Raw genomic sequence first — 19,219 nt, forward strand, 5'->3', positions numbered from 1 at the left:
CAGCCATAAAAAAGCCCTCTGTAGAAGAGGGCAAGAGGGTAACTCAAAAAATTAAAGATGCTCAATCATAATAAGGTGACAGTCAGGACTTACTGTTTTGGTAAATCAAACCAAATGAACTGGCTGTCTTCTTTTGCTTCAATCACAGCATTATCAGCAAATAACAAAGCATCGCCCGCTTTAACTGTTTGCTCGCCAATGGTGATTTCACCACGAATTACATGCACATAGTTTACCGCTTGTGTTGCTGTAACTTCTAAACGATGTCCAGTTTCTAAAACAGCTGCTTTTACTTCTGCCTGTTGACGAATGTGCATTGGGGCATTGTCATTCGGGCCGACAATTAAATGCCACTGGTTGGGTGCTGTATTTGGGTCACGTTGAATTTGCTGATACGTCGGCTCTGCATCGCGTACATTCGGCTGAATCCAAATTTGCAGCATGTGTACTTCTTCATCACCATTGTTAATTTCGCTGTGCTGAACGCCTGTACCTGCGCTCATTAACTGCCATTCACCTGCAGTAATATGGCGTTCATTGCCCATGCTGTCGCGGTGGGAAATCGTACCACTTAATACACAAGTCAAAATTTCCATGTTGTCGTGTGGGTGAGTACCAAAACCATTATGTGCGGCAATACGGTCATCGTTAATGACACGTAAGGCACTAACACCCATATATTTCGGGTTATACCAATTACCAAAAGAGAAACTATGTTTGGTGTCTAACCACCCCATTTTCACATGACCACGATCTTCACTACGGTGTAAATAAGCATTCATGATAATGTTCCTATCATTTTTTTAACTTGAACTAATCTTAATCTTTTCACCGCAGCCGACCTAGAGGCGAACTGCAACATGCCGTTCTAAAATTGCAACATGTGTAGATTTTTTGCAGAACCTAGACATTTTAGAGTTTTATCGCGGCATTAAAAAACCCACGTAAAAACGTGGGTCTTTTGCGGTTTAAAGCGATCACTGATTATTCAAGGAATTTTACAGTCACGCCAGAACGTACTTTACGACCTAAATCGTTTGCATCCCAGTTGGTTAAACGGATACAACCATGCGACGCCGTTTTTGAAATGGTCGATGGGTTTGGTGTGCCGTGAATACCGAATGATTTTTTACTTAAACCAATCCAGATATTCCCCACAGGGCCGTTAGGGCCTGGTGGTAAAGACAGCGGTTTTAAGTTTTTGCCCTGAATAAAGTTACTTGGTGAATAGCTGTACCATGGGTTTGGTGCAACACCTGTCACTTTATAAGTACCTGTTGGCGATGGAGTATCTGCACTGCCAATGGTTGCTGGGAATGAGCCGACCATTTGGTTTTGTTTGTTGAACAAATACAGTTGTTTTGCACCTTTGTGCGCCACAATCAGGTGAATGTCTTCAGGTAAGTCATTGCGAACGTTGGTCACCAATAACTTTTCACCCACTTTATTAAATGTTGCATTCGGATTTAATTTCTTTAAGAAATTTTCATCCATGTGGAATTTTTCACCTAACATTTCACTTACGCGGGTGTAGTACAAGCCTTTCATTTTGGCTTGTTCTGCATAGTCATGCGGAATAGATTTCGCATAAGGACCTTTTAAGTCCGCTTCAGTAACCGTGTATTCTACAAATGCAGGACGTGAACCTTGACGTGCAACCAACGCATCCCAAGTTTCTTTGGTTAAAATACCCGTTGGGCTAATGCCATTCATTTGCTGGAATGATGCAATTGCTTTTAGGGTGTTCTTACCACTAGTGCCATCAATTGCACCTGGAGAAGCATGTGAATTGTTCAGCATCACGTGTGCACGTGCATACACAGGGAACTGACCTTTACCAATATTTTCATACCAAGTGGCATTATTTAAACCATCTAAAGTCCATGAAGCTTTTGGTGCTGCTGTGTTGGATGTAGCAGTTTGGCTTGCAGAGCTTTTTGTTGGTGCAGTGCCTACATCGGCAGTGGTATCTTCAGTTTTGTGTAGATCATCTAAGGTTTTTGAAGCCTTATTTAAATCATTTTGTTCTTGTTGCGTAATAGCAGTGTCTGTTGCATTTAGATTATTTTGTGCAGCCGATGCTTCTGTCGCTAAAGGATCAATCGGATCTTCAATAGCGGTATTGCTAATCACTTGTGGATTTAACGGTTGTTCAGCAGTAGATGCAGCAAAAGTAGTCCCTGCAAAAATGCAACTTAAACTCATTGCGAGTATTGTGCGAACCAACATGTAATTCAACCTTGAGAATTATTCATTTACATAGATAAAAACTAGCCAAGTATTGCAGAAAAACTAAGGAGATGCAGTAGTTGTTTTGTGTAAATATGCAAGATAACCCCAATTTTACAGTGACTTTTGTTTGTGTGATGTATTTCACATAAACGTAAGCTGAATTTGAACACTTAGAATAGGCTGAAAAGACGAGCAAGAAATGAAGTTATTAAAACTTCAACCTTTTTGATATGATGGCTGCAAGATTGAAAATGAGTTGGGAAAGTAAATGACGACCTTAAAAAATGATCGTTTTCTTCGTGCCTTATTACGTGAGCCAGTAGATTGCACGCCCGTATGGATGATGCGTCAGGCAGGACGTTATTTACCAGAATATCGTGCTACACGTGCGCAGGCAGGAGATTTTCTTTCTCTATGCAAAAATACTGAATTTGCCTGTGAAGTGACTTTACAGCCTTTGCGTCGTTATGAATTAGATGCTGCGATTTTATTTTCAGATATTTTAACTGTACCCGATGCATTAGGCTTAGGTCTGTATTTTGAAGTAGGCGAAGGGCCAAAGTTTCATAAAACGGTGCGTACCGAGCAAGACGTTGCCAATTTACCTAAATTTAATGCCAAGTCAGACTTAGACTATGTCATGAATGCAGTATCGACCATTCGTTCTGCTTTGGGCGGACAAGTGCCTTTAATTGGTTTTTCAGGTAGTCCATGGACTTTGGCAACGTATATGGTTGAAGGTGGTTCAAGCAAAGATTTCCGTTTCACCAAAAACATGATGTACGCACAGCCTGAAGTTTTACATGCACTATTAGACCGTTTGGCCGATGCAGTGACCGAATACTTAAATGCACAAATTGATGCAGGCGCACAGGCAGTACAAATTTTTGATAGTTGGGGCGGTGCATTGGCCCATCGTGAATATCTTGAATTTTCACTCCACTATATGCAGAAAATTGTGTCAGGTCTGCAACGTGAAAAAGATGGACGTAAAATCCCTGTTATTTTATTTACCAAAGGTGGCGGTCAATGGCTGGAGCCAATGATTGCAACAGGTGCAGATGCTTTTGGTCTGGACTGGACAACACCGTTAAATGTCGCACGTCAAACGGTGAGTGGTCGTGCCGCATTGCAGGGTAACTTAGACCCAGCCACTTTGTACGGTTCACCTGAAGCAATTGCCAAAGCAACACGTGCGATGCTGGATGATGCCTATGCCAATGGTGAAAAAACAGGTTATGTAGCCAACTTAGGGCATGGTATTACCCAGTGGGTAGACCCTGAACGTCCTAAAGTATTTATCGACACGGTACATGAATACAGTGCCAAATATCTATAATCGCACAATGATATAGATGGATCATTTGTAGATGTATAGGTGTAATCTCAGCTTCGGTCAGGTTGTCAGATCATGTGGATAACATGGTTAAAGTCAGGACTTGAGTTTTCGACTAAGGCAGCTTCGGCTGCCTTATTTGGAATTTTATTGCTGATTGCATTTGCACTCACTGCATCAATGGGTAGCCAGGAATATTTCGGATTTTTCCGTTACGACTATTTATTGTTTTATGCCTTAATTATTCAAGTTTGTCTTTTATATTTAAAACTAGAATCTTGGGCAGAAGCCAAAGTCATCGCCTTGTTTCACATTTTGGCGATGATCATGGAAATTTTTTTAACCCATCCACAAATTGCATCGTGGCAATATCCTCAACCTGCTGTCTTTAAAATTATGACCGTACCGTTTTTTGCAGGCTTTATGTATTCTGCAGTTGGCAGTTTCTTTGCGCGTTCTTTGCGTTTGTATCGGGTATCTTTGCTGAATTTGCCGACTTTTAGCAATTTGTTGGCTTTGGCAGTGTTGTCTTATATCAACTTCATGAGCAAGTTTTTTATCCCCGATATTCGTTATGGCTTGTTTGCGTGGAGCGTTGTGATTTTCTGGAAAACCAAAATTCGTTTTCAATTACAACGGTCTCAATTACAACTACCGATGTTGCCTGTATTGCTGCTTTTGGCTTTTATTATTTGGGTGGCAGAAAATATTAGCACCTTTTATCAAATATGGTTGTATCCAAGTCAGGTCGATGCATGGCACATGGTCGGCTGGGGAAAACTCGGTTCTTGGTATTTATTGCTTTTACTGAGTCTGGTTTTGGTCATGAAAATTTTGGGTTATCGCGATGCCCAAGGTCAGTGGAGACTGAAAGCTGAAAATCAGCAGCACTAAATCTAAATACGACCTCGAACATACAGAATCTATCTTTAAACTTAAACCCAAATTTGAAGATAAAATCAATCATCGCTACAAAAATGCACAAAAATAATGCATGACTTTGGTATAAATGTTTTGCGTTCTCAGCTACATCTCGCTATCTTAAAGCGGTGTAATAAATGTTACACAAAGCAATAATAATGATTCGAAGCATAATTTTTCGAATAATAAATCTCTGGAGTAAGGTGATGATTAAAAAATTAGCATTGGCTGCTGTCTTGGCAGTGGGTTCTACAGCAGCATTTGCAGACCGTGATGCAGGTTGTGGTATCGGTTCTCAAGTTTGGGCAGGTCAGTCTGGCAAAGTTGCAAAAATTTTAGCAGCCACCACCAATGGTATTTTTGCGAACCAATTGTTTGGTATCACATTTGGTACTTTAGGTTGTAGCGGTACAGGTACAGTAACTGCACAAGTTGTGACATTTACCAATGAAAATGCTGAAACATTGGCACGCGATATGGCAGTTGGTGAAGGCGAAAGCTTGAACGTATTGGCTGAATTATTAAGCATTAAAGCAGAAGATAAAGCACATTTCTTTGCGGTTTCTAAGCAAAACTTTGCATCTATTTATTCTGCAGAAAACCAGACTTCTTTAGAAGTATTGGCATCTTTACAGAACGTGATGGCGAATGATGACGTTTTAAAAGCATACGTTTAAGTTTGAATAAAAGCCCTGCATTATTCGCAGGGCTTTTTTATAGCACAAGAATACGTTTAAGCCTGAATATGTATATAAAATTTATAAAATGTCCATGAAATCCATTATTTTAAGTAGTTTAGTTTTTTTATCTCCTACGGTTTTTGCGTTATCTCCTGAAATATCTCCAATACAGATTCAGCCACTTACAGCCACTTCTACAGTACAAAATACAAATAAATTAGCAATATCTTCCGCACATTATGTGCAAAAAGCCAAAGACCTACACTTGGCAGAACAGATGACTTGGCAGCGTTTAATGTATGCGCAGCAAGGCAAAAGTAAAGTGCAATATGCAGGCTATTTTGTGTCGGAACAAGGCGGAAGCAATTTAAACCAAGAGTTACTTCGCAATGTGCAGGCATTATTTGAAACAGCGCCTGCCAATCAATCGGTGCAGTGCAAATTTCCTGCACGTAGCCGCTGGTTAATTGAACAATTAAAAATTCCTCAACAAGATTTGGCACAGGTGCAATGTCCTGAATTGGACGAATGGATTGGACAAATTAAACCTTATAAAGCAGTGCTGATTTATGCCACAGACTTTATGGGCAATCCAAGTTCTATGTTTGGGCATACTTTATTGCGCTTAGACCCAAAAGATCAAAAACAGCTGAATTTAATTTCCTATGCTGTCAATTATGCAGCAACGGTAACGGGCAGCGAAGATTGGTCTTATGCATGGAAAGGACTTACAGGGCAATATCCAGGTGAATATTCACTGATGCCGTATTACCGCAAAGTAAAAGAATATGGTGATTTAGAAAGCCGAGATTTGTGGGAGTACGAACTGGCACTGAATGAGCAGGAAACCACATTTTTGGTGCAGCACATTTGGGAAATGAAGCATGTGCAATTTCCGTATTATTTTATCAGTGACAATTGTGCCTATCGCTTATTGGGCTTAATGGATTTGGTGCGTCCTGAGCTAAATTTACAGCAGCAGTTTAAAGTCGCATCTATTCCAATTGAAACACTAAAAGCTGTAGAGCAGGAAAATTTAGTGGCAGATGTTGTCTATCGTCCTGCTTTGGAAACTCAGTTATTGGCGCAAGCCAGACAACATGGTACAACTTTGGCAAAAACTGCCCATCAAGTGGCCGAAGCAGAACCTGAAAATGTGGCGGCAATTTTGCAAAATTACAGCCAAATCGATCAAGCTAAAATTCTGGAAATGGCTTATGACGATTTGTATCTGAAACTGATTGGACGCAAAATTGAAGCCAAAATTGCACAACCGCGACTGAGACAAATTTTAAGTTTAAGAAGTCAGATCAATTTAGAAAAACAACGTCAGGATGTCGCACGCCCTCAGGTCGATCCTGTGCAGGGGCATCATGCACGAAGCTTTGCTGTGCGTACTGGCGAGGTGCAAGGCGAGCATTTTGTAGAGTTGAGTCATCGACAGGCTTACCATGACTTACTTGATCCGCAAGGTGGTTTTCGTACAGGGACGCAGCTCAACTTTTTAGAAGCTTCTGTGCAATATCGTGAAGACCGCTTAAAACTGAATCAGTTAGATTTACTCTCGGTGAACTCTTATAACCCAATGACCGCATTTAAAACACCACTTAGTTGGGGCTTTAATTTGGGTTGGCAGCAAGAAGCCCTGAATTCGCACGGGGCTTTTAGCGAAACGGAACAGCATGGTGTTTTAAGTTTAAAAACACAGTTTGGTTATAGCGTGGCTAATCAAGCGCGTGAACATTTGTGTTATGTGCAAATTCAAAATCATGTGCAAGCGGGTAAGGCTTTAGACAAAGGCTGGCGTGTTGGAATTGGCCCAACACTGGGTTGTCAAAATATCTGGTCAGCACGCATGAATAGTTTGGTTCAGCTTGAATTACCGTATTGGGAAGATCGTCACCAATGGCAATTTAAGCTGAACAGCCAGTTGCAATATGTACTCAACCCGCAGCATGTGTTGCGATTGGGTTGGGAATATCAACAACAGGACAAACAGGACTGGAACAAGACCAGTTTAGGCTATGTGCATTTTTTTTAAAGAGCTGTTGAATTTATACTGAATTGTAAAAAACCAGCTAAACAAGTTGAGTTGCTGGTGAAACCCGTTAAAATTTAGCAGTTTCTTTTGGCTGGGTTGTTGTGGATGTATCAAGAGTGTACGCATGAGCTTGCAGAGCAATGGAAGTCAATTTGCGAGCAATTTAAGCCAGAAGATTTGCAAGCGACATTCCAGTTTATTCAAGCACATGCAGAAGATTTTGTGATCGAGTTCTATCAGCAAATGTTGCTTGAAGAACATGCGACAGAATTTTTGTCTGCAGAGATGGTGAAGAATCGCTTAAAAAACTCTTTATATCAGTGGCTAATTTCCAGTTTTGAAGTTCCGTTTCAACACAATTATAACGAGATTGTAGAAAAGCAATTTAAAGTGGGCGATGTGCATGCACGTGTACAAATTCCATCTTGGCTGATTATTCGTGGTGTGCGCGTTATTATAAAAAAGGCTTTTGAGTTTTTTGCAACAGAAGCCAATAGCAACTTAAATCAGTTTAATTATTTAAGCCAAATTTTATGCTTTGCCACAGAAATTATGTGCCGATCTTATGAAATGAAGGTCGAAGTACATAATGATATGAAACATACCTATCGCTTATTTTCTGCCATGCAAGATGTTGCCGTGCACAAAGATCGACAACGCGGAACTTTGCTGGATTGGGAAAATGAACTGATGTTTCAGGTGGTGTCCGATCACACCAAAATGACGCAACCGATTTTATCTAAAACAGAATTTGGTTTATGGTTTATTCATAAAGCGGCTTATGCATTTTCAAGTTCGGAACAAGTACAAACTATTACTGAATTTATTTATCAGGTGGATGAATTAATTCAGAAAATTGGTCAATGTGAAAGTCAGGCACAGGCAATTGAAATGATTCAATCCATTCGTGCCAAGAATCGTGAAATTTTGCATTTAGTCGATCAAATTTTTCAGGTGTCTGAATATATCAGTTCAGGCAATGATGCTTTAACTCAACTGCTCAACCGCCGTTATTTAAATACCATCGTGTCCCGTGAAATTAATTTTTCACGAAAAAATAATTCGCCTTTAACATTGTTGGCGATAGATGCCGATCATTTTAAATCAATCAATGACCGTTATGGACATGCAGCAGGAGATGATGCATTACAGTTTTTAGCTGATGTGATTTTGCAATATGCAAAAGGCAGTGACTATGCCTTCCGAATTGGCGGCGAAGAATTTTTACTGTTACAGATTGATACCACCATTGATCGTGCCTTAGTGGTTGCAGAAAATATTCGTAAACGTGTCGAAAAAGCCACTTTAAAAACATCAACAGGTGAAGAATTTAACTTTACTATTAGTATTGGTGTGCATGAATATGATGGACATCCAGACTATCAACGTTTTTTTGAAGAAGTGGATAAAGCCTTGTATATGGCAAAAAATAATGGACGCAACAATGTGTCTGTAGGCTAAAGATGAAGATGTATCAAGCTGATTTTTTAATCTAAAACCAAAAAAATCCCGAACATAAATTTCGGGATTTTTTATTTGATTGTGGAACTTAGCCACAATTTAAAAACTTTCAGGCACCGCACTTAAAAATTCACGACGGGCTTCTTTATCTGTTTTAAAGTCACCTACAAAAGACACAGTACGTGTGGTCGATTCCTGTTTGCCTACACCGCGCATCATCATGCACATGTGGGCTGAATCAATCACCACAGCAACACCGCGTGCTTTGGTCACTTCGGCAACAGCTTCCGCAATTTGCTGAGTTAGGTTTTCTTGAATTTGCAAACGACGTGCAAACATTTCGGTGATGCGGGCAAATTTAGACAAGCCTAAAACATTGCCTTCAGGCAAATAAGCAATATGCACGCGACCATAAAATGGCAATAAATGATGTTCACACAGTGAGTAGAACTCAATATTTTTCACCAAGACCATTTCACGGTTGTCGGATGGAAATACGGCATTATTGGTCACTTCGGCTAGCGTTTGGCTATAGCCCGAAGTTAAATACGAAAAAGCTTTAGCAGCACGCATCGGCGTATCTTTTAGACCTGGACGATTAAGATCTTCACCAACGGCGGTTAGGATGTTTGCGTAGGATTGCTGCATAGACATAAGACGTGTTCACTTACACTGATATTGAACAAGGTCGGCATTGTAACAGAAAACTATTGCAATGCCTTGTTTAAAAGATGAAACCGATTACTGTTTAAACTTTGGGTTCTTTTCGCTGCGTTTAAGCAACACTAAAACTGCACCAGTGCCACCTTGTTTTTCGGGTGCACTCACAAAAGCCAAAACATCACGATGCTGACGTAGCCAACCATTTACATAAGTTTTTAAAATAGCTTCAGGGCCTTTGCCATGCACAATTTTAATCACGTTCTGGTTTTCATCTTTAGCCAGATGAATGATTTGCAAAACGGCTACCCGCGCTTCTTCTACCGTACAGCCGTGCAGATCCACAGCTTCAAACCAGCGTAAGTTGCCTGCTTTTAAATCTTCAAAGACTTTATGTTGCAAAGTTGCAATACGATAGCTCAACGACGCTTGGCTGCCCACAGGGTTGAGCATGGCTTGGGTATCGGACAGCAAGCTATCATCGGTTTCCATAGGGCCTATGGCTGCTGCACGTTTGGCCAGCGTTTGGGCATCTGGTTTTTTCTTGGCAGTATGTTCGATTTTTGCAATATTGCCTGCGTCCATTTTTTGAACGCCTTGCATTTGCTGACGAAACAATGCGAGATCATCTTCCTGTTGTTGCTCAGGCGTCTGAGCTTTGGGTTCAGACGGCTTGGCAATGCTTGAAGTATGAGGCTGAGTGATTTGCTTTTTAAAAGATTTTAGTAAATTGTACTGTTCTTTAGAAAGCGAAGAATCATGTTTACTCATGGTATTTCAAATTGGATTATAGATTTTCAGGCTGACCAAACAGTGCCGTAAAGGCATGGTCAGGACGTGCTTGTTTCATAAAACTTTCACCGACCAAGAAACTGTGAATCTCATGGTCTTGCATCATGCGGACATCTTCTGGTGTGGCGATACCACTTTCAGTGACCAATAAACGCGCAGGCGGCAACAAGTTTTTTAAACGCAATGAGGTGTTTAAATCGACTTCAAAGGTTTTTAAATTTCGGTTATTGACCCCTAAAATACAACGCTCTGAAAGATTCAAAGCACGTTCCAATTCAGTTTCATCATGCACTTCAACCAACACATCTAAGTGATGTTCAAAAGCCGTTTCCGACATTTCTTCCAACTGTTGGTCAGATAGGCAAGACACAATCAATAACACACAGTCTGCGTGTAGGGCACGTGCTTCTACCACACCATACGGATCAATCAAGAAATCTTTACGCAGGGCAGGCAAGTTACAGTGTGAACGGGCAATCTGAATATTTTCATCTGCACCCTGAAAGAAATCGACATCAGTCAGCACTGATAAACAGGCTGCACCTGCGGCTTCATATTGCTGTGCAATTTCGGCAGGGTCAAAGTTTTCACGAATAATGCCTTTTGATGGTGATGCTTTTTTAATTTCCGCAATCACCGCTGGGCGTTTGTTATGCAAGGCTTGTGCAAAGCCACGTGCAGGTGTTGCTGCACGTGCCAATTGTTCTAGGTCTGCATAACTGCGTTGTTTTAAACGCTCGGCAAACTCTTCTTTTTTACGTTCTACAATTTTACCTAAAATGGTATTGCTAATATCCACCATGATGCACCTTCCTGATTTGCTTTATGCTTCGTACTGTTTGAGCGTTTTGGTAAATTCAGACAACACGCCCATTTTTTCCAAAGCTTGTCCACCATAAATAATGTCATGTGCCAAAGCGACACCTTGTTTGTAGCTTGTAGTTAGACCCGAAACATAGATACCCGCACCCGCATTGAGTGCAATCATATTGGCCGCTTTTTCGCCTTTGTCTGATTTGTTTTTGCCTAAAGCATCTTTAATTAGACTCAAGCTTTCAGCAGAGTTTTCTACAATCAGTCCTGTTAAAGTTTGAGATTCAATTCCCACGCTTTCAGGGGTAAGTTCCCATTCGGTAATTTCACCATCTTTGAGTTCTGCAACATAAGTGCTCGAAGCAAGGCTAATTTCATCTAAACCATCTTTAGAATGCACCACCATGACATGCTCAGCACCGAGCTGTTTCATCACTTCTGCAATCGGGCGGCATAATTCATTGCTAAACACCCCAATGACAAAACGCTTTACACCCGCAGGGTTAGTCAATGGCCCAAGCAAGTTGAAAATACTGCGAATACCCAACTCTTTACGCGGGGTAACCGCATATTTCATGGCTTTGTGATGATTCGGTGCAAACAAGAAACCTACGCCCATTTCACGAATACAGCGTTCAGTTTGTTGCATGTTTAAGTCAAGATTAATGCCTGCTTGCTCAAGTAAGTCAGATGAGCCTGATTTGGTTGAAACCCCACGGTTACCGTGTTTGGCAATGGTTGCACCTGCAGCTGCAATGACAAAGGAAGAGGCGGTAGATACGTTAAATAGGTTTTGACCATCGCCACCTGTGCCGACAATATCCACGAGGTAAGGAATATCGCTGACATCAATTTTGATGGCAAATTCACGCATTACACGTGCAGCAGCAGTAATTTCATCAATGCTTTCGCCTTTTAAGCGTAAGCCCATCATCAATGCACCAATTTGAGCGTCTGTTGCTTCGCCCGACATAATCGCGCGCATCACATCTTCCATTTGAGGCTGAGTCAGGTGAATTTGTTTTGTAATATGGTTGAGTGCTTGTTGAATATTCATGTGATTTGACTCGCTCATTATGCGTAAATTTCCAAAAAGTTTTTAAAGATTTGATGACCGTGTTGGCTCAGGATCGATTCGGGGTGAAATTGCACGCCTTCAACAGGCAAAGTTTTGTGCTTCACGCCCATAATTTCTTCCATCGAACCATCTGCTTCTTTGGTCCAGCATGTCACTTCCAGACAATCTGGCAAGGTTGCTTGATCAATCACCAAAGAGTGGTAACGGGTTGCAGAAAATGGTGAAGGCAGATTGCTAAAAATACCTGTGTTGCTGTGGTACATATCCGATAAACGACCATGCATCACGGTTTTAGCGCGCACAATGTTTCCACCAAAGGCTTGTCCGATACTTTGGTGTCCTAAACACACGCCCAGTAACGGAATTTTGCCTGCGAAATGCTGAATGGCAGGAATAGAAATCCCTGCTTCAGATGGAGAACAAGGGCCTGGGCCAATCACCAAATACTTGGGTTGCCATCGCTCAATATCTTCTAATGTCACGGCATCATTACGAACGACTTTTACTTCCTGATTTAACTCGCCAAAATACTGGACGATGTTGTAGGTAAAAGAGTCATAATTATCGATCATTAAAAGCATGAGCTAACCTATTGAAAATTGAACACTTTAAGTGCTAAAGAGTCTGAGATAATTTGCTTTATTCCTGCGCCTATAATGAGAAAGGACTTTATTTTTCTTGTCGAAAAGAAGGTGGAATAAGGAAGCGCTTATCATCATAGCAAAAAATAAGCATTTTCTGCGGACTATTTATATGATAATCCCTGTTAAAGCTTATCAGCGCATTCACCAATTTATAGATTTTCAAAGCTTATTACACATTGTTCAGGTTTGATCTGAAAGAAATGAACACATGATCAAACAGGGTCATTCAGCAGTCATATTTTAGCTTCACACTTATAGATAACGTAAAAAATGCGCTAAAAAGTAGCATCATGGCGCATGTTATTAGCGGTTCACGTCAAGTAGTTTGATTGCAAAACATCGATAGAAAATACAAATGTGTAGTAAAGGTATTTTCAATCAGCTTGCTCGAAAAGAATACAGATTTAGGATTTTTAAACGATCTTATTATTTTTGCTCAATAAAAAATAAAGTGTTGTTTAAGATTGGTCGGATAATTTGCATTGCTCAATACAACCATGGCACAGCAAAATGCTTGCATAGATACTGTTTGAGCTATTTTTTGATCTACAATTCAACAGAAATAAAACATAAATGCATTAAAATGGTGCTATGTTTTGCAGTTTTAAATCAAATCAAATGAACAGTGTTTGAATATGGTGCAAATCGTATTTCTGACAGTATAATAGAGACAAAGTAATTTTTTTAAATGATGTATTCTCATACGGAATTCATGGTTTTAGCTTTGCTTTTAAAAGTTGGTACGCTAATTGCTTAATAACTGCCAACTACTAACACGCACTTTCGGGTGCAACAAAAAACATCGGAGCAAAATGAGCATGGCGAACAAGGTCCTTCAACTCATCCAAGAAAGTGGTGCAAAATGGGTCGATTTCCGCTTTACAGATACTAAGGGTAAAGAGCAGCACGTAACTTATCCTGCAGACAGTATCGATGAAGATACTTTTGAAGACGGTAAAATGTTTGATGGTTCTTCTATTGAAGGCTGGAAAGGAATCGAAGCATCAGACATGATCTTACGCCCAGATGCCAACACAGGTTTCATTGACCCGTTCTTTGCAGAACCAACAGTGGTTGTAACGTGTGATGTTATCGAACCATCGACAGGTCAAGGCTATGACCGCGATCCACGCTCTATTGCTCGCCGTGCTGAAGAATATTTAAAATCGACAGGTATTGGTGATACTGCTTTCTTTGGTCCAGAACCAGAATTCTTCGTATTTGACGAAGTAAAATGGGACATCGATATGTCTGGCGCGCGCCACACATTAATCGCTGAAGAAGCTGCATGGTCTACAGGTAAAGACTACGAAGCTGGTAACTCAGGTCACCGTCCACGTGTGAAAGGCGGTTATTTCCCAGTACCACCAGTAGATTCTTCTCAAGATATGCGTGCAGATATGTGTGCAAAAATTGAAGAAATCATGGGGCCTGGTCGTGTAGAAGTACATCACCATGAAGTTGCATCTTGCCAGTTAGAAATTGGTGTGAGCTTCAATACTATGGTGCGTAAGGCTGACGAAGTGCAACAGTTCAAATATGCAGTTTGGAACGTTGCGCATCAATATGCAAAAACTGCAACCTTTATGCCTAAACCAATGGTAGGCGATAACGGTTCAGGTATGCACGTACACATGTCTATCTCTAAAGATGGCAAAAACTTATTCGCAGGCGATGAATACGCAGGTTTGTCAGAAATGGCGTTGTACTTCATTGGCGGTATTATCAAACATGCCCGCTCTTTGAACGCGTTGACTAACCCATCGACCAACTCATATAAGCGTTTAGTACCGCACTTTGAAGCACCAATTATGTTGGCTTACTCAGCGCGTAACCGTTCTGCATCTATTCGTATTCCTTACGTGTCTAGCCCGAAAGGCAAACGTATTGAAGCGCGTTTCCCTGATCCAATGATGAACCCGTACTTAGGTTTTGCGGCATTGTTGATGGCGGGTCTTGACGGTATTCAAAACAAGATTCACCCAGGTGAAGCTGCAGATAAAAACTTGTATGACCTTCCGCCTGAAGAAGAAGCAAAAATCCCAACTGTGGCACACAACCTAGAAATGGCGCTTGATGCTTTGAAAGAAGATCACGACTATTTATTAAAAGGTGGTGTATTCACCAAAGACATGCTTGATGCTTATATCGAATTGAAAACTGAAGATGTACGTCGTTTGAACACGACGACTCACCCAGTTGAATTTGATATGTACTACAGCTTGTAATACATCAAAAATCTTAAATTTGAAAAACCCGCTTCGGCGGGTTTTTTGTTTTAGATGGTGCAATCATGGTTTTGAATTGGCATGGATTTTATCAAAATATAAGAATTCGCTTAATTTTTTTGGATAATTGCAGGGAATTGCGCCATCGGTCACAAAACTTTGCCTAAATTTGGGCTACACTAGGCTATCTTGTTAAGGTGGCGGAACATGCGAACACAGCCTATTTTTCCCAAGCAGGCAAATCTGCCTTCTGAATTAAAAACATGGCTATATGCAGCAGGTTCTTTGACCCAACAACTGACTCAGCTCGCAGGCGGACAATTTAAAGTTGAACCACTGCAGCAATCTTTTCAGCGTTTAAATTTACAAGATGCCCAGTGGATGCAAATGCCACATTGGCACACTTCATGGGTGCGTGAAAGCTATTTATATGGGTGTGATGAACAGCCATGGGTCAAAGCCAAAAGTATTTTTCCGATTCTAAGTTTGCAAAGCAAAGCCCGTTTATTTCAGCATATTGGCAATAAACCCATTGGCTGGTTTTTATTTCAGCGTACCAATCCGTTGTGTCAAAGGCGTGTGGTTTTGCTCGATGAAGGCTGGACACGACAGAGTTGCTATACTTGGCATGGCTGTAAATTTATTGTGCAAGAAACTTTTTTACCGCGTTTTGAGCAATTTATTCAACAACATTAAGATACGAGATTGGTATGGCATTGGCACAGCAGATCACGTGGCGTGAGCGTTTAGAAGCATATTATTATTTGTGTCGTTTCGATAAACCGATTGGCACAGAACTGGTGTTTTGGCCAACCATGTGGGCCTTGTGGATTGCTAATCAGGGCATGCCGTCTATCGGGATATTAATCCCTATGATTCTGGGCACAATTTTTATGCGCGCTGCAGGCTGTGCCATTAATGACTTTGCTGACCGTAAGGTGGATGGTCATGTGGAGCGTACCAAAACACGTCCTTTAGCCACGGGTGTGATTAGTGCCAAAGAAGCCATTTATGTATTCTTGGGTTTGGTTGCACTTAGCGCAGCCATGTTGTTGTTCTTACCGATTGAAACTTTTTATTGGTCATTTGGGGCATTATTTTTAGCGTTTATTTATCCGTTTATGAAACGCTACACTCATTTGCCGCAAGTGTTCTTGGGAGCTGCATTTTCATGGTCTATCCCGATGGCTTATACCGCTGTAGGTGCAACGCCTGATCTTACTTGTTGGTTATTGTATTTTGGCAATTTGGCGTGGACTGTGGCTTATGACACCCAATATGCAATTACTGACCGTGAATATGATTTGAAAATTGGGGTGAAATCTACCGCAATTTTATTTGGTCGCTATGACATTCAGATTATTTCATTGTTGCAAGCGGGCAGTGTGCTTTTGATTGGTACGGCATTGTGGTTAGAAAATTTATTGATTCCGTTTGGTTTAGCGGCGTTATTGGTGGTGGTTGCAGACTTTATATATCAATGGAGTAAAACTAAAGATAAAGATCCGCAACGCTGTTTTTGGGCATTTCGTCATAACCGTTGGGTAGGGCTGATTATTTTTTCAGGAATCGTATTGGCTTTAATGTAAATATTTCTGTGCGATAAAAAACTGAGCAAAGCATCTGATGGTAGTTTGGTCAGGTGCTTTTTTATTCGATCGCTGATCAATTTTTGCTGTTAAAAATTAAACTGAGCATTAGAACGTGCGTACTTATGCACAAAGCACAATCAGCATTATTCTGATATATTGAGCCTCATTTTGAAGTTTGAATTAGGAATAGATGATGTCACAGTCTGAACAGCAAGCACCTGCAAAAAAGCCAAGCCTAAAAAAGATGATTTTCTTGGCAAGCTTAGGTTTGTTGATTCCTATTTTCTTGGTTAGCATGGCATTTTTAGCAGTTAATAGTGATGCTAAAAATCAGGAAAAATATAAACAACAACAGGCAGAAATTATTGCGCGTATTGAAGCGCGTGAAGCTGCAGAACAACAAGCGAAGCAGGCCAGTCAGATACAAGCCGCTTCAGAAGCTACACCTTAATATCGAGTTGATGATTTCAGCTCAAATCTGATTGCAATTGTCTGATACTCGGAATTTCGGTGTATCGGACAACGCGATAACCTGCCTCGTGAAACATTGCATCCCGTTCTGCATCTTCCTGTTCTTTGCCAATATGTGAGGGGTCATCTAACTCTATAATTGCAATGACCTGCATTTCTGCATTTAAGATCACAAAATCAGTCACTTTACGATTAAACAGCGCACGAATTTTATAGTGGTTGTTGGTGATTAATGCGCTAAACGCCACTTGTGCCAAGATGTGATGCTCAGGAAAAGCTTGTTTTAAACGCATAAACATTCTGCGTTCAAAAGCAGTCATCATCGGTTTAGGATAAAAGTTTTTCTTGGGGAAAAATAATTGCTTAAAAATTAAGATAAACAGGGCAAGGCTAGCCAAGCTGCCAATAAGCAAGAAAGTCGATTGACTGGATTCAAACATAGATGATGCGGTGTCGTTAGACCCTAAACAGCAGGAATAAAAAACCCACGTCATAATGCGTGGGTTTTTTAAGAATTTTGGCTCTCCCACCTGGGCTCGAACCAGGGACCTGCGGATTAACAGTCCGTCGCTCTACCGACTGAGCTATGGGAGAATCTGACACGCATTCTATGTGGGTATCTGTTTTTGGTCAAGCTGGAATTGAAAAAAAACCGTAATTATAGATTAACTGCTTTAAAAATAATCATCTAGCTTTGTTTCAACGCAGTTTTTAGAGTGCTTGAATGGCTTTTATATAATCTTCGCGTGTCTGTGGTGGGTTGGTTTTACGACATAAGTTAATTAATTGCAGCATCTCTTGCTGAGTCATTTCTGTTTTCACTTGGCTTTGAATTTGTTTTAAGGTGGCTTGTTGTTGTGCGTTCAGATCACGACTGCATTGATACAGACGTTCATACATGAGTGTCGCAGCAGTTTTATTGCTTTCAGATTTTTGCGTACATTGAAAAATTGCAAAAATCACCACAATCAGAATTGTCCAAAAAATCAGGGATTTTAACCAAGGCGCTTGCATGGGCTTTCAAGTTTTATTGTTGTTGATGAACCTAAGTTAGCGAAAAAATAGAGTCATCACAAGAGGGGATAGCCCGATCTTCACTGTATGGTTTTAATTTTGATTTAAGGGGAGAGTGAGGCCTGTTCCATTCGTTTAGAACATCATATCCACTATAAAAACAATAAAAATTGCAAAAAAAAATCCCACGTCATACTGCGTGGGATTTTTAGAATCTTGGCTCTCCCACCTGGGCTCGAACCAGGGACCTGCGGATTAACAGTCCGTCGCTCTACCGACTGAGCTATGGGAGAATAGATTGGCTCTCCAACCTGGGCTCGAACCAGGGACCTGCGGATTAACAGTCCGTCGCTCTACCGACTGAGCTATTGGAGAATCTGTGGGGCATTTTAGGGATGAAAGTTTAAGTCGTCAACACGTTCATCATCAGAAATGTATTGTTTGCTTTATAAATATTCATTTCATCTGCAAAAATAAAAAAACTGCCCATAAAGAGCAGTTTTTCTACAGAAAAATAGAAATTATTTTTCTACACCAGCATCTTGACCTGCGTATTTCGCATTTGCGTAATCCCAGTTTACAAGGCTTTCTAAGAAAGTTTTGATGTAAACAGGACGTGCATTACGGAAGTCGATGTAGTAAGCGTGTTCCCAAACGTCAATCGTCAATACTGCAACTTTGCCGTGCGCCATTGGTGTGTCAGCATTTGAAGTTTTCATAATAGAAAGTTTGCCATTCACTTCGTCAGCTACTAACCAAGCCCAACCTGAACCGAATTGAGTTGTTGCAGCAGCAGCAAATTCTTCAGCAAATTTTTCGTAAGAACCGAAAGCTTCATCAATTTTAGCAGCCAAAGCACCAGTAGCTTTACCACCACCGTTTTTCGCCATACAGTTCCAGTAGAACGTGTGGTTCCAAACTTGCGCTGCGTTGTTGAATACACCAGCTTTAGCTGCATCGCCTGCAGTTGCTTTGATGATTTCGTCTAAAGTTTTACCTTCAAGCTCCGTACCCGCGATCAAGTTGTTCAGGTTCACAACATAAGTGTTGTGGTGTTTGTCGTGGTGGAATTCTAAAGTTTCTTTGCTGATGTGTGGAGCAAGATCTTCGTAACCGTATGGTAAAGCCGGTAAAGTAATGGTTGTCATGTTTTCAATTCCTTGCATTTTGCTGGGTTTTAACATTAAGTGGCTCTATTGTAATAGATTTCGAGATCAAATTGCGCATTAGGTATAAATAACCATACAGAATAAGAC

At 40.8% G+C, this 19,219-nt stretch carries 19 protein-coding genes and 3 tRNA genes; 9 read left to right on the top strand and 13 right to left on the bottom strand.

The window, feature by feature from the left end; translation table 11 throughout:
• Positions 1 to 89 precede the first annotated feature (89 nt).
• Together FTT74_RS09495 and FTT74_RS09500 are read right to left on the bottom strand one after the other, a co-directional pair.
• Positions 90 to 782 (bottom strand): pirin family protein, encoded by a 693-nt coding sequence (locus FTT74_RS09495; RefSeq protein ID WP_004971950.1) that lies wholly within the window; start codon positions 780 to 782, stop codon positions 90 to 92.
• Positions 783 to 984: 202 nt separating this feature from the next.
• Positions 985 to 2,229: a L,D-transpeptidase family protein gene (locus tag FTT74_RS09500; protein ID WP_004971948.1), complete on the bottom strand. Its 1,245-nt coding sequence runs from the start codon at positions 2,227 to 2,229 to the stop codon at positions 985 to 987.
• Between the two features lie 271 nt (positions 2,230 to 2,500).
• On the opposite strand from FTT74_RS09500, the gene hemE reads away from it, so the two are divergent.
• The 5 genes from hemE (at position 2,501) to FTT74_RS09525 (ending at position 8,671) form a co-directional block, all read left to right on the top strand.
• Positions 2,501 to 3,571 carry a uroporphyrinogen decarboxylase gene (gene hemE / locus FTT74_RS09505; RefSeq protein WP_004971944.1) on the top strand — a complete coding sequence of 357 codons (1,071 nt, stop codon included), beginning with the start codon at positions 2,501 to 2,503 and terminating at the stop codon, positions 3,569 to 3,571.
• 72 nt (positions 3,572 to 3,643) lie between these two features.
• The gene (locus FTT74_RS09510) at positions 3,644 to 4,462 is read left to right on the top strand and encodes a DUF817 family protein (RefSeq protein ID WP_096900957.1); all 819 of its coding nucleotides are present in this window, start codon (positions 3,644 to 3,646) and stop codon (positions 4,460 to 4,462) included.
• 233 nt (positions 4,463 to 4,695) lie between these two features.
• Entirely contained in the window at positions 4,696 to 5,166 is a 471-nt protein-coding gene (locus FTT74_RS09515) for a DUF3015 family protein (protein ID WP_096900956.1), read from the top strand.
• A gap of 94 nt (positions 5,167 to 5,260) precedes the next feature.
• Positions 5,261 to 7,210, top strand: coding sequence for a DUF4105 domain-containing protein (locus FTT74_RS09520; RefSeq protein ID WP_179988957.1), 1,950 nt, complete (start codon positions 5,261 to 5,263; stop codon positions 7,208 to 7,210).
• Positions 7,211 to 7,315: 105 nt separating this feature from the next.
• Entirely contained in the window at positions 7,316 to 8,671 is a 1,356-nt protein-coding gene (locus FTT74_RS09525) for a diguanylate cyclase (RefSeq protein ID WP_096900955.1), read from the top strand.
• Positions 8,672 to 8,770: 99 nt separating this feature from the next.
• On the opposite strand, the gene folE is transcribed toward FTT74_RS09525, so the two are convergent.
• From folE to FTT74_RS09550, 5 genes are all read right to left on the bottom strand, one after another.
• Positions 8,771 to 9,319, bottom strand: coding sequence for a GTP cyclohydrolase I FolE (folE, locus tag FTT74_RS09530; protein WP_171062567.1), 549 nt, complete (start codon positions 9,317 to 9,319; stop codon positions 8,771 to 8,773).
• A 93-nt stretch (positions 9,320 to 9,412) separates the two neighbouring features.
• Positions 9,413 to 10,102: a Smr/MutS family protein gene (locus FTT74_RS09535; RefSeq protein ID WP_179988956.1), complete on the bottom strand. Its 690-nt coding sequence runs from the start codon at positions 10,100 to 10,102 to the stop codon at positions 9,413 to 9,415.
• A gap of 16 nt (positions 10,103 to 10,118) precedes the next feature.
• The gene (trpC, locus tag FTT74_RS09540) at positions 10,119 to 10,925 is read right to left on the bottom strand and encodes an indole-3-glycerol phosphate synthase TrpC (RefSeq protein WP_179988955.1); all 807 of its coding nucleotides are present in this window, start codon (positions 10,923 to 10,925) and stop codon (positions 10,119 to 10,121) included.
• A gap of 21 nt (positions 10,926 to 10,946) precedes the next feature.
• On the bottom strand, positions 10,947 to 11,993 hold the full coding sequence (gene trpD / locus FTT74_RS09545; RefSeq protein WP_004971918.1) for an anthranilate phosphoribosyltransferase: 1,047 nt from the start codon (positions 11,991 to 11,993) through the stop codon (positions 10,947 to 10,949).
• 17 nt (positions 11,994 to 12,010) lie between these two features.
• Positions 12,011 to 12,595, bottom strand: coding sequence for an aminodeoxychorismate/anthranilate synthase component II (locus tag FTT74_RS09550; protein WP_004971915.1), 585 nt, complete (start codon positions 12,593 to 12,595; stop codon positions 12,011 to 12,013).
• Positions 12,596 to 13,470: 875 nt separating this feature from the next.
• On the opposite strand from FTT74_RS09550, the gene glnA reads away from it, so the two are divergent.
• The 4 genes from glnA (at position 13,471) to FTT74_RS09570 (ending at position 16,929) form a co-directional block, all read left to right on the top strand.
• Entirely contained in the window at positions 13,471 to 14,886 is a 1,416-nt protein-coding gene (glnA, locus tag FTT74_RS09555; protein WP_171287402.1) for a type I glutamate--ammonia ligase, read from the top strand.
• A 207-nt stretch (positions 14,887 to 15,093) separates the two neighbouring features.
• A complete protein-coding gene (locus FTT74_RS09560) occupies positions 15,094 to 15,582 on the top strand; it encodes a chorismate lyase (RefSeq protein ID WP_004971911.1) in 489 nt (162 codons plus the stop codon).
• A 14-nt stretch (positions 15,583 to 15,596) separates the two neighbouring features.
• On the top strand, positions 15,597 to 16,475 hold the full coding sequence (ubiA, locus tag FTT74_RS09565) for a 4-hydroxybenzoate octaprenyltransferase (protein WP_131261595.1): 879 nt from the start codon (positions 15,597 to 15,599) through the stop codon (positions 16,473 to 16,475).
• 196 nt (positions 16,476 to 16,671) lie between these two features.
• Positions 16,672 to 16,929: a hypothetical protein gene (locus FTT74_RS09570; RefSeq protein WP_004971904.1), complete on the top strand. Its 258-nt coding sequence runs from the start codon at positions 16,672 to 16,674 to the stop codon at positions 16,927 to 16,929.
• 16 nt (positions 16,930 to 16,945) lie between these two features.
• Here the strand turns inward: FTT74_RS09570 and FTT74_RS09575 are convergent, their stop codons facing one another.
• The 6 genes from FTT74_RS09575 to FTT74_RS09600 all read right to left on the bottom strand — a co-directional run bounded on the left by FTT74_RS09575 (position 16,946) and on the right by FTT74_RS09600 (position 19,111).
• Positions 16,946 to 17,389: a DUF2726 domain-containing protein gene (locus tag FTT74_RS09575; RefSeq protein ID WP_004971902.1), complete on the bottom strand. Its 444-nt coding sequence runs from the start codon at positions 17,387 to 17,389 to the stop codon at positions 16,946 to 16,948.
• 78 nt (positions 17,390 to 17,467) lie between these two features.
• Positions 17,468 to 17,543 (bottom strand) — tRNA-Asn (locus tag FTT74_RS09580).
• 117 nt (positions 17,544 to 17,660) lie between these two features.
• On the bottom strand, positions 17,661 to 17,963 hold the full coding sequence (locus tag FTT74_RS09585) for a hypothetical protein (protein WP_004971899.1): 303 nt from the start codon (positions 17,961 to 17,963) through the stop codon (positions 17,661 to 17,663).
• Between the two features lie 217 nt (positions 17,964 to 18,180).
• A tRNA-Asn gene (locus FTT74_RS09590) sits at positions 18,181 to 18,256 on the bottom strand.
• A gap of 6 nt (positions 18,257 to 18,262) precedes the next feature.
• Positions 18,263 to 18,338: transfer RNA gene (locus FTT74_RS09595), tRNA-Asn, on the bottom strand.
• Positions 18,339 to 18,484: 146 nt separating this feature from the next.
• On the bottom strand, positions 18,485 to 19,111 hold the full coding sequence (locus FTT74_RS09600) for a superoxide dismutase (RefSeq protein ID WP_026438302.1): 627 nt from the start codon (positions 19,109 to 19,111) through the stop codon (positions 18,485 to 18,487).
• Positions 19,112 to 19,219: the final 108 nt, after the last annotated feature.

The organism is Acinetobacter sp. YH01007 (assembly GCF_013420425.1).
Taxonomy (GTDB): domain Bacteria; phylum Pseudomonadota; class Gammaproteobacteria; order Pseudomonadales; family Moraxellaceae; genus Acinetobacter; species Acinetobacter towneri.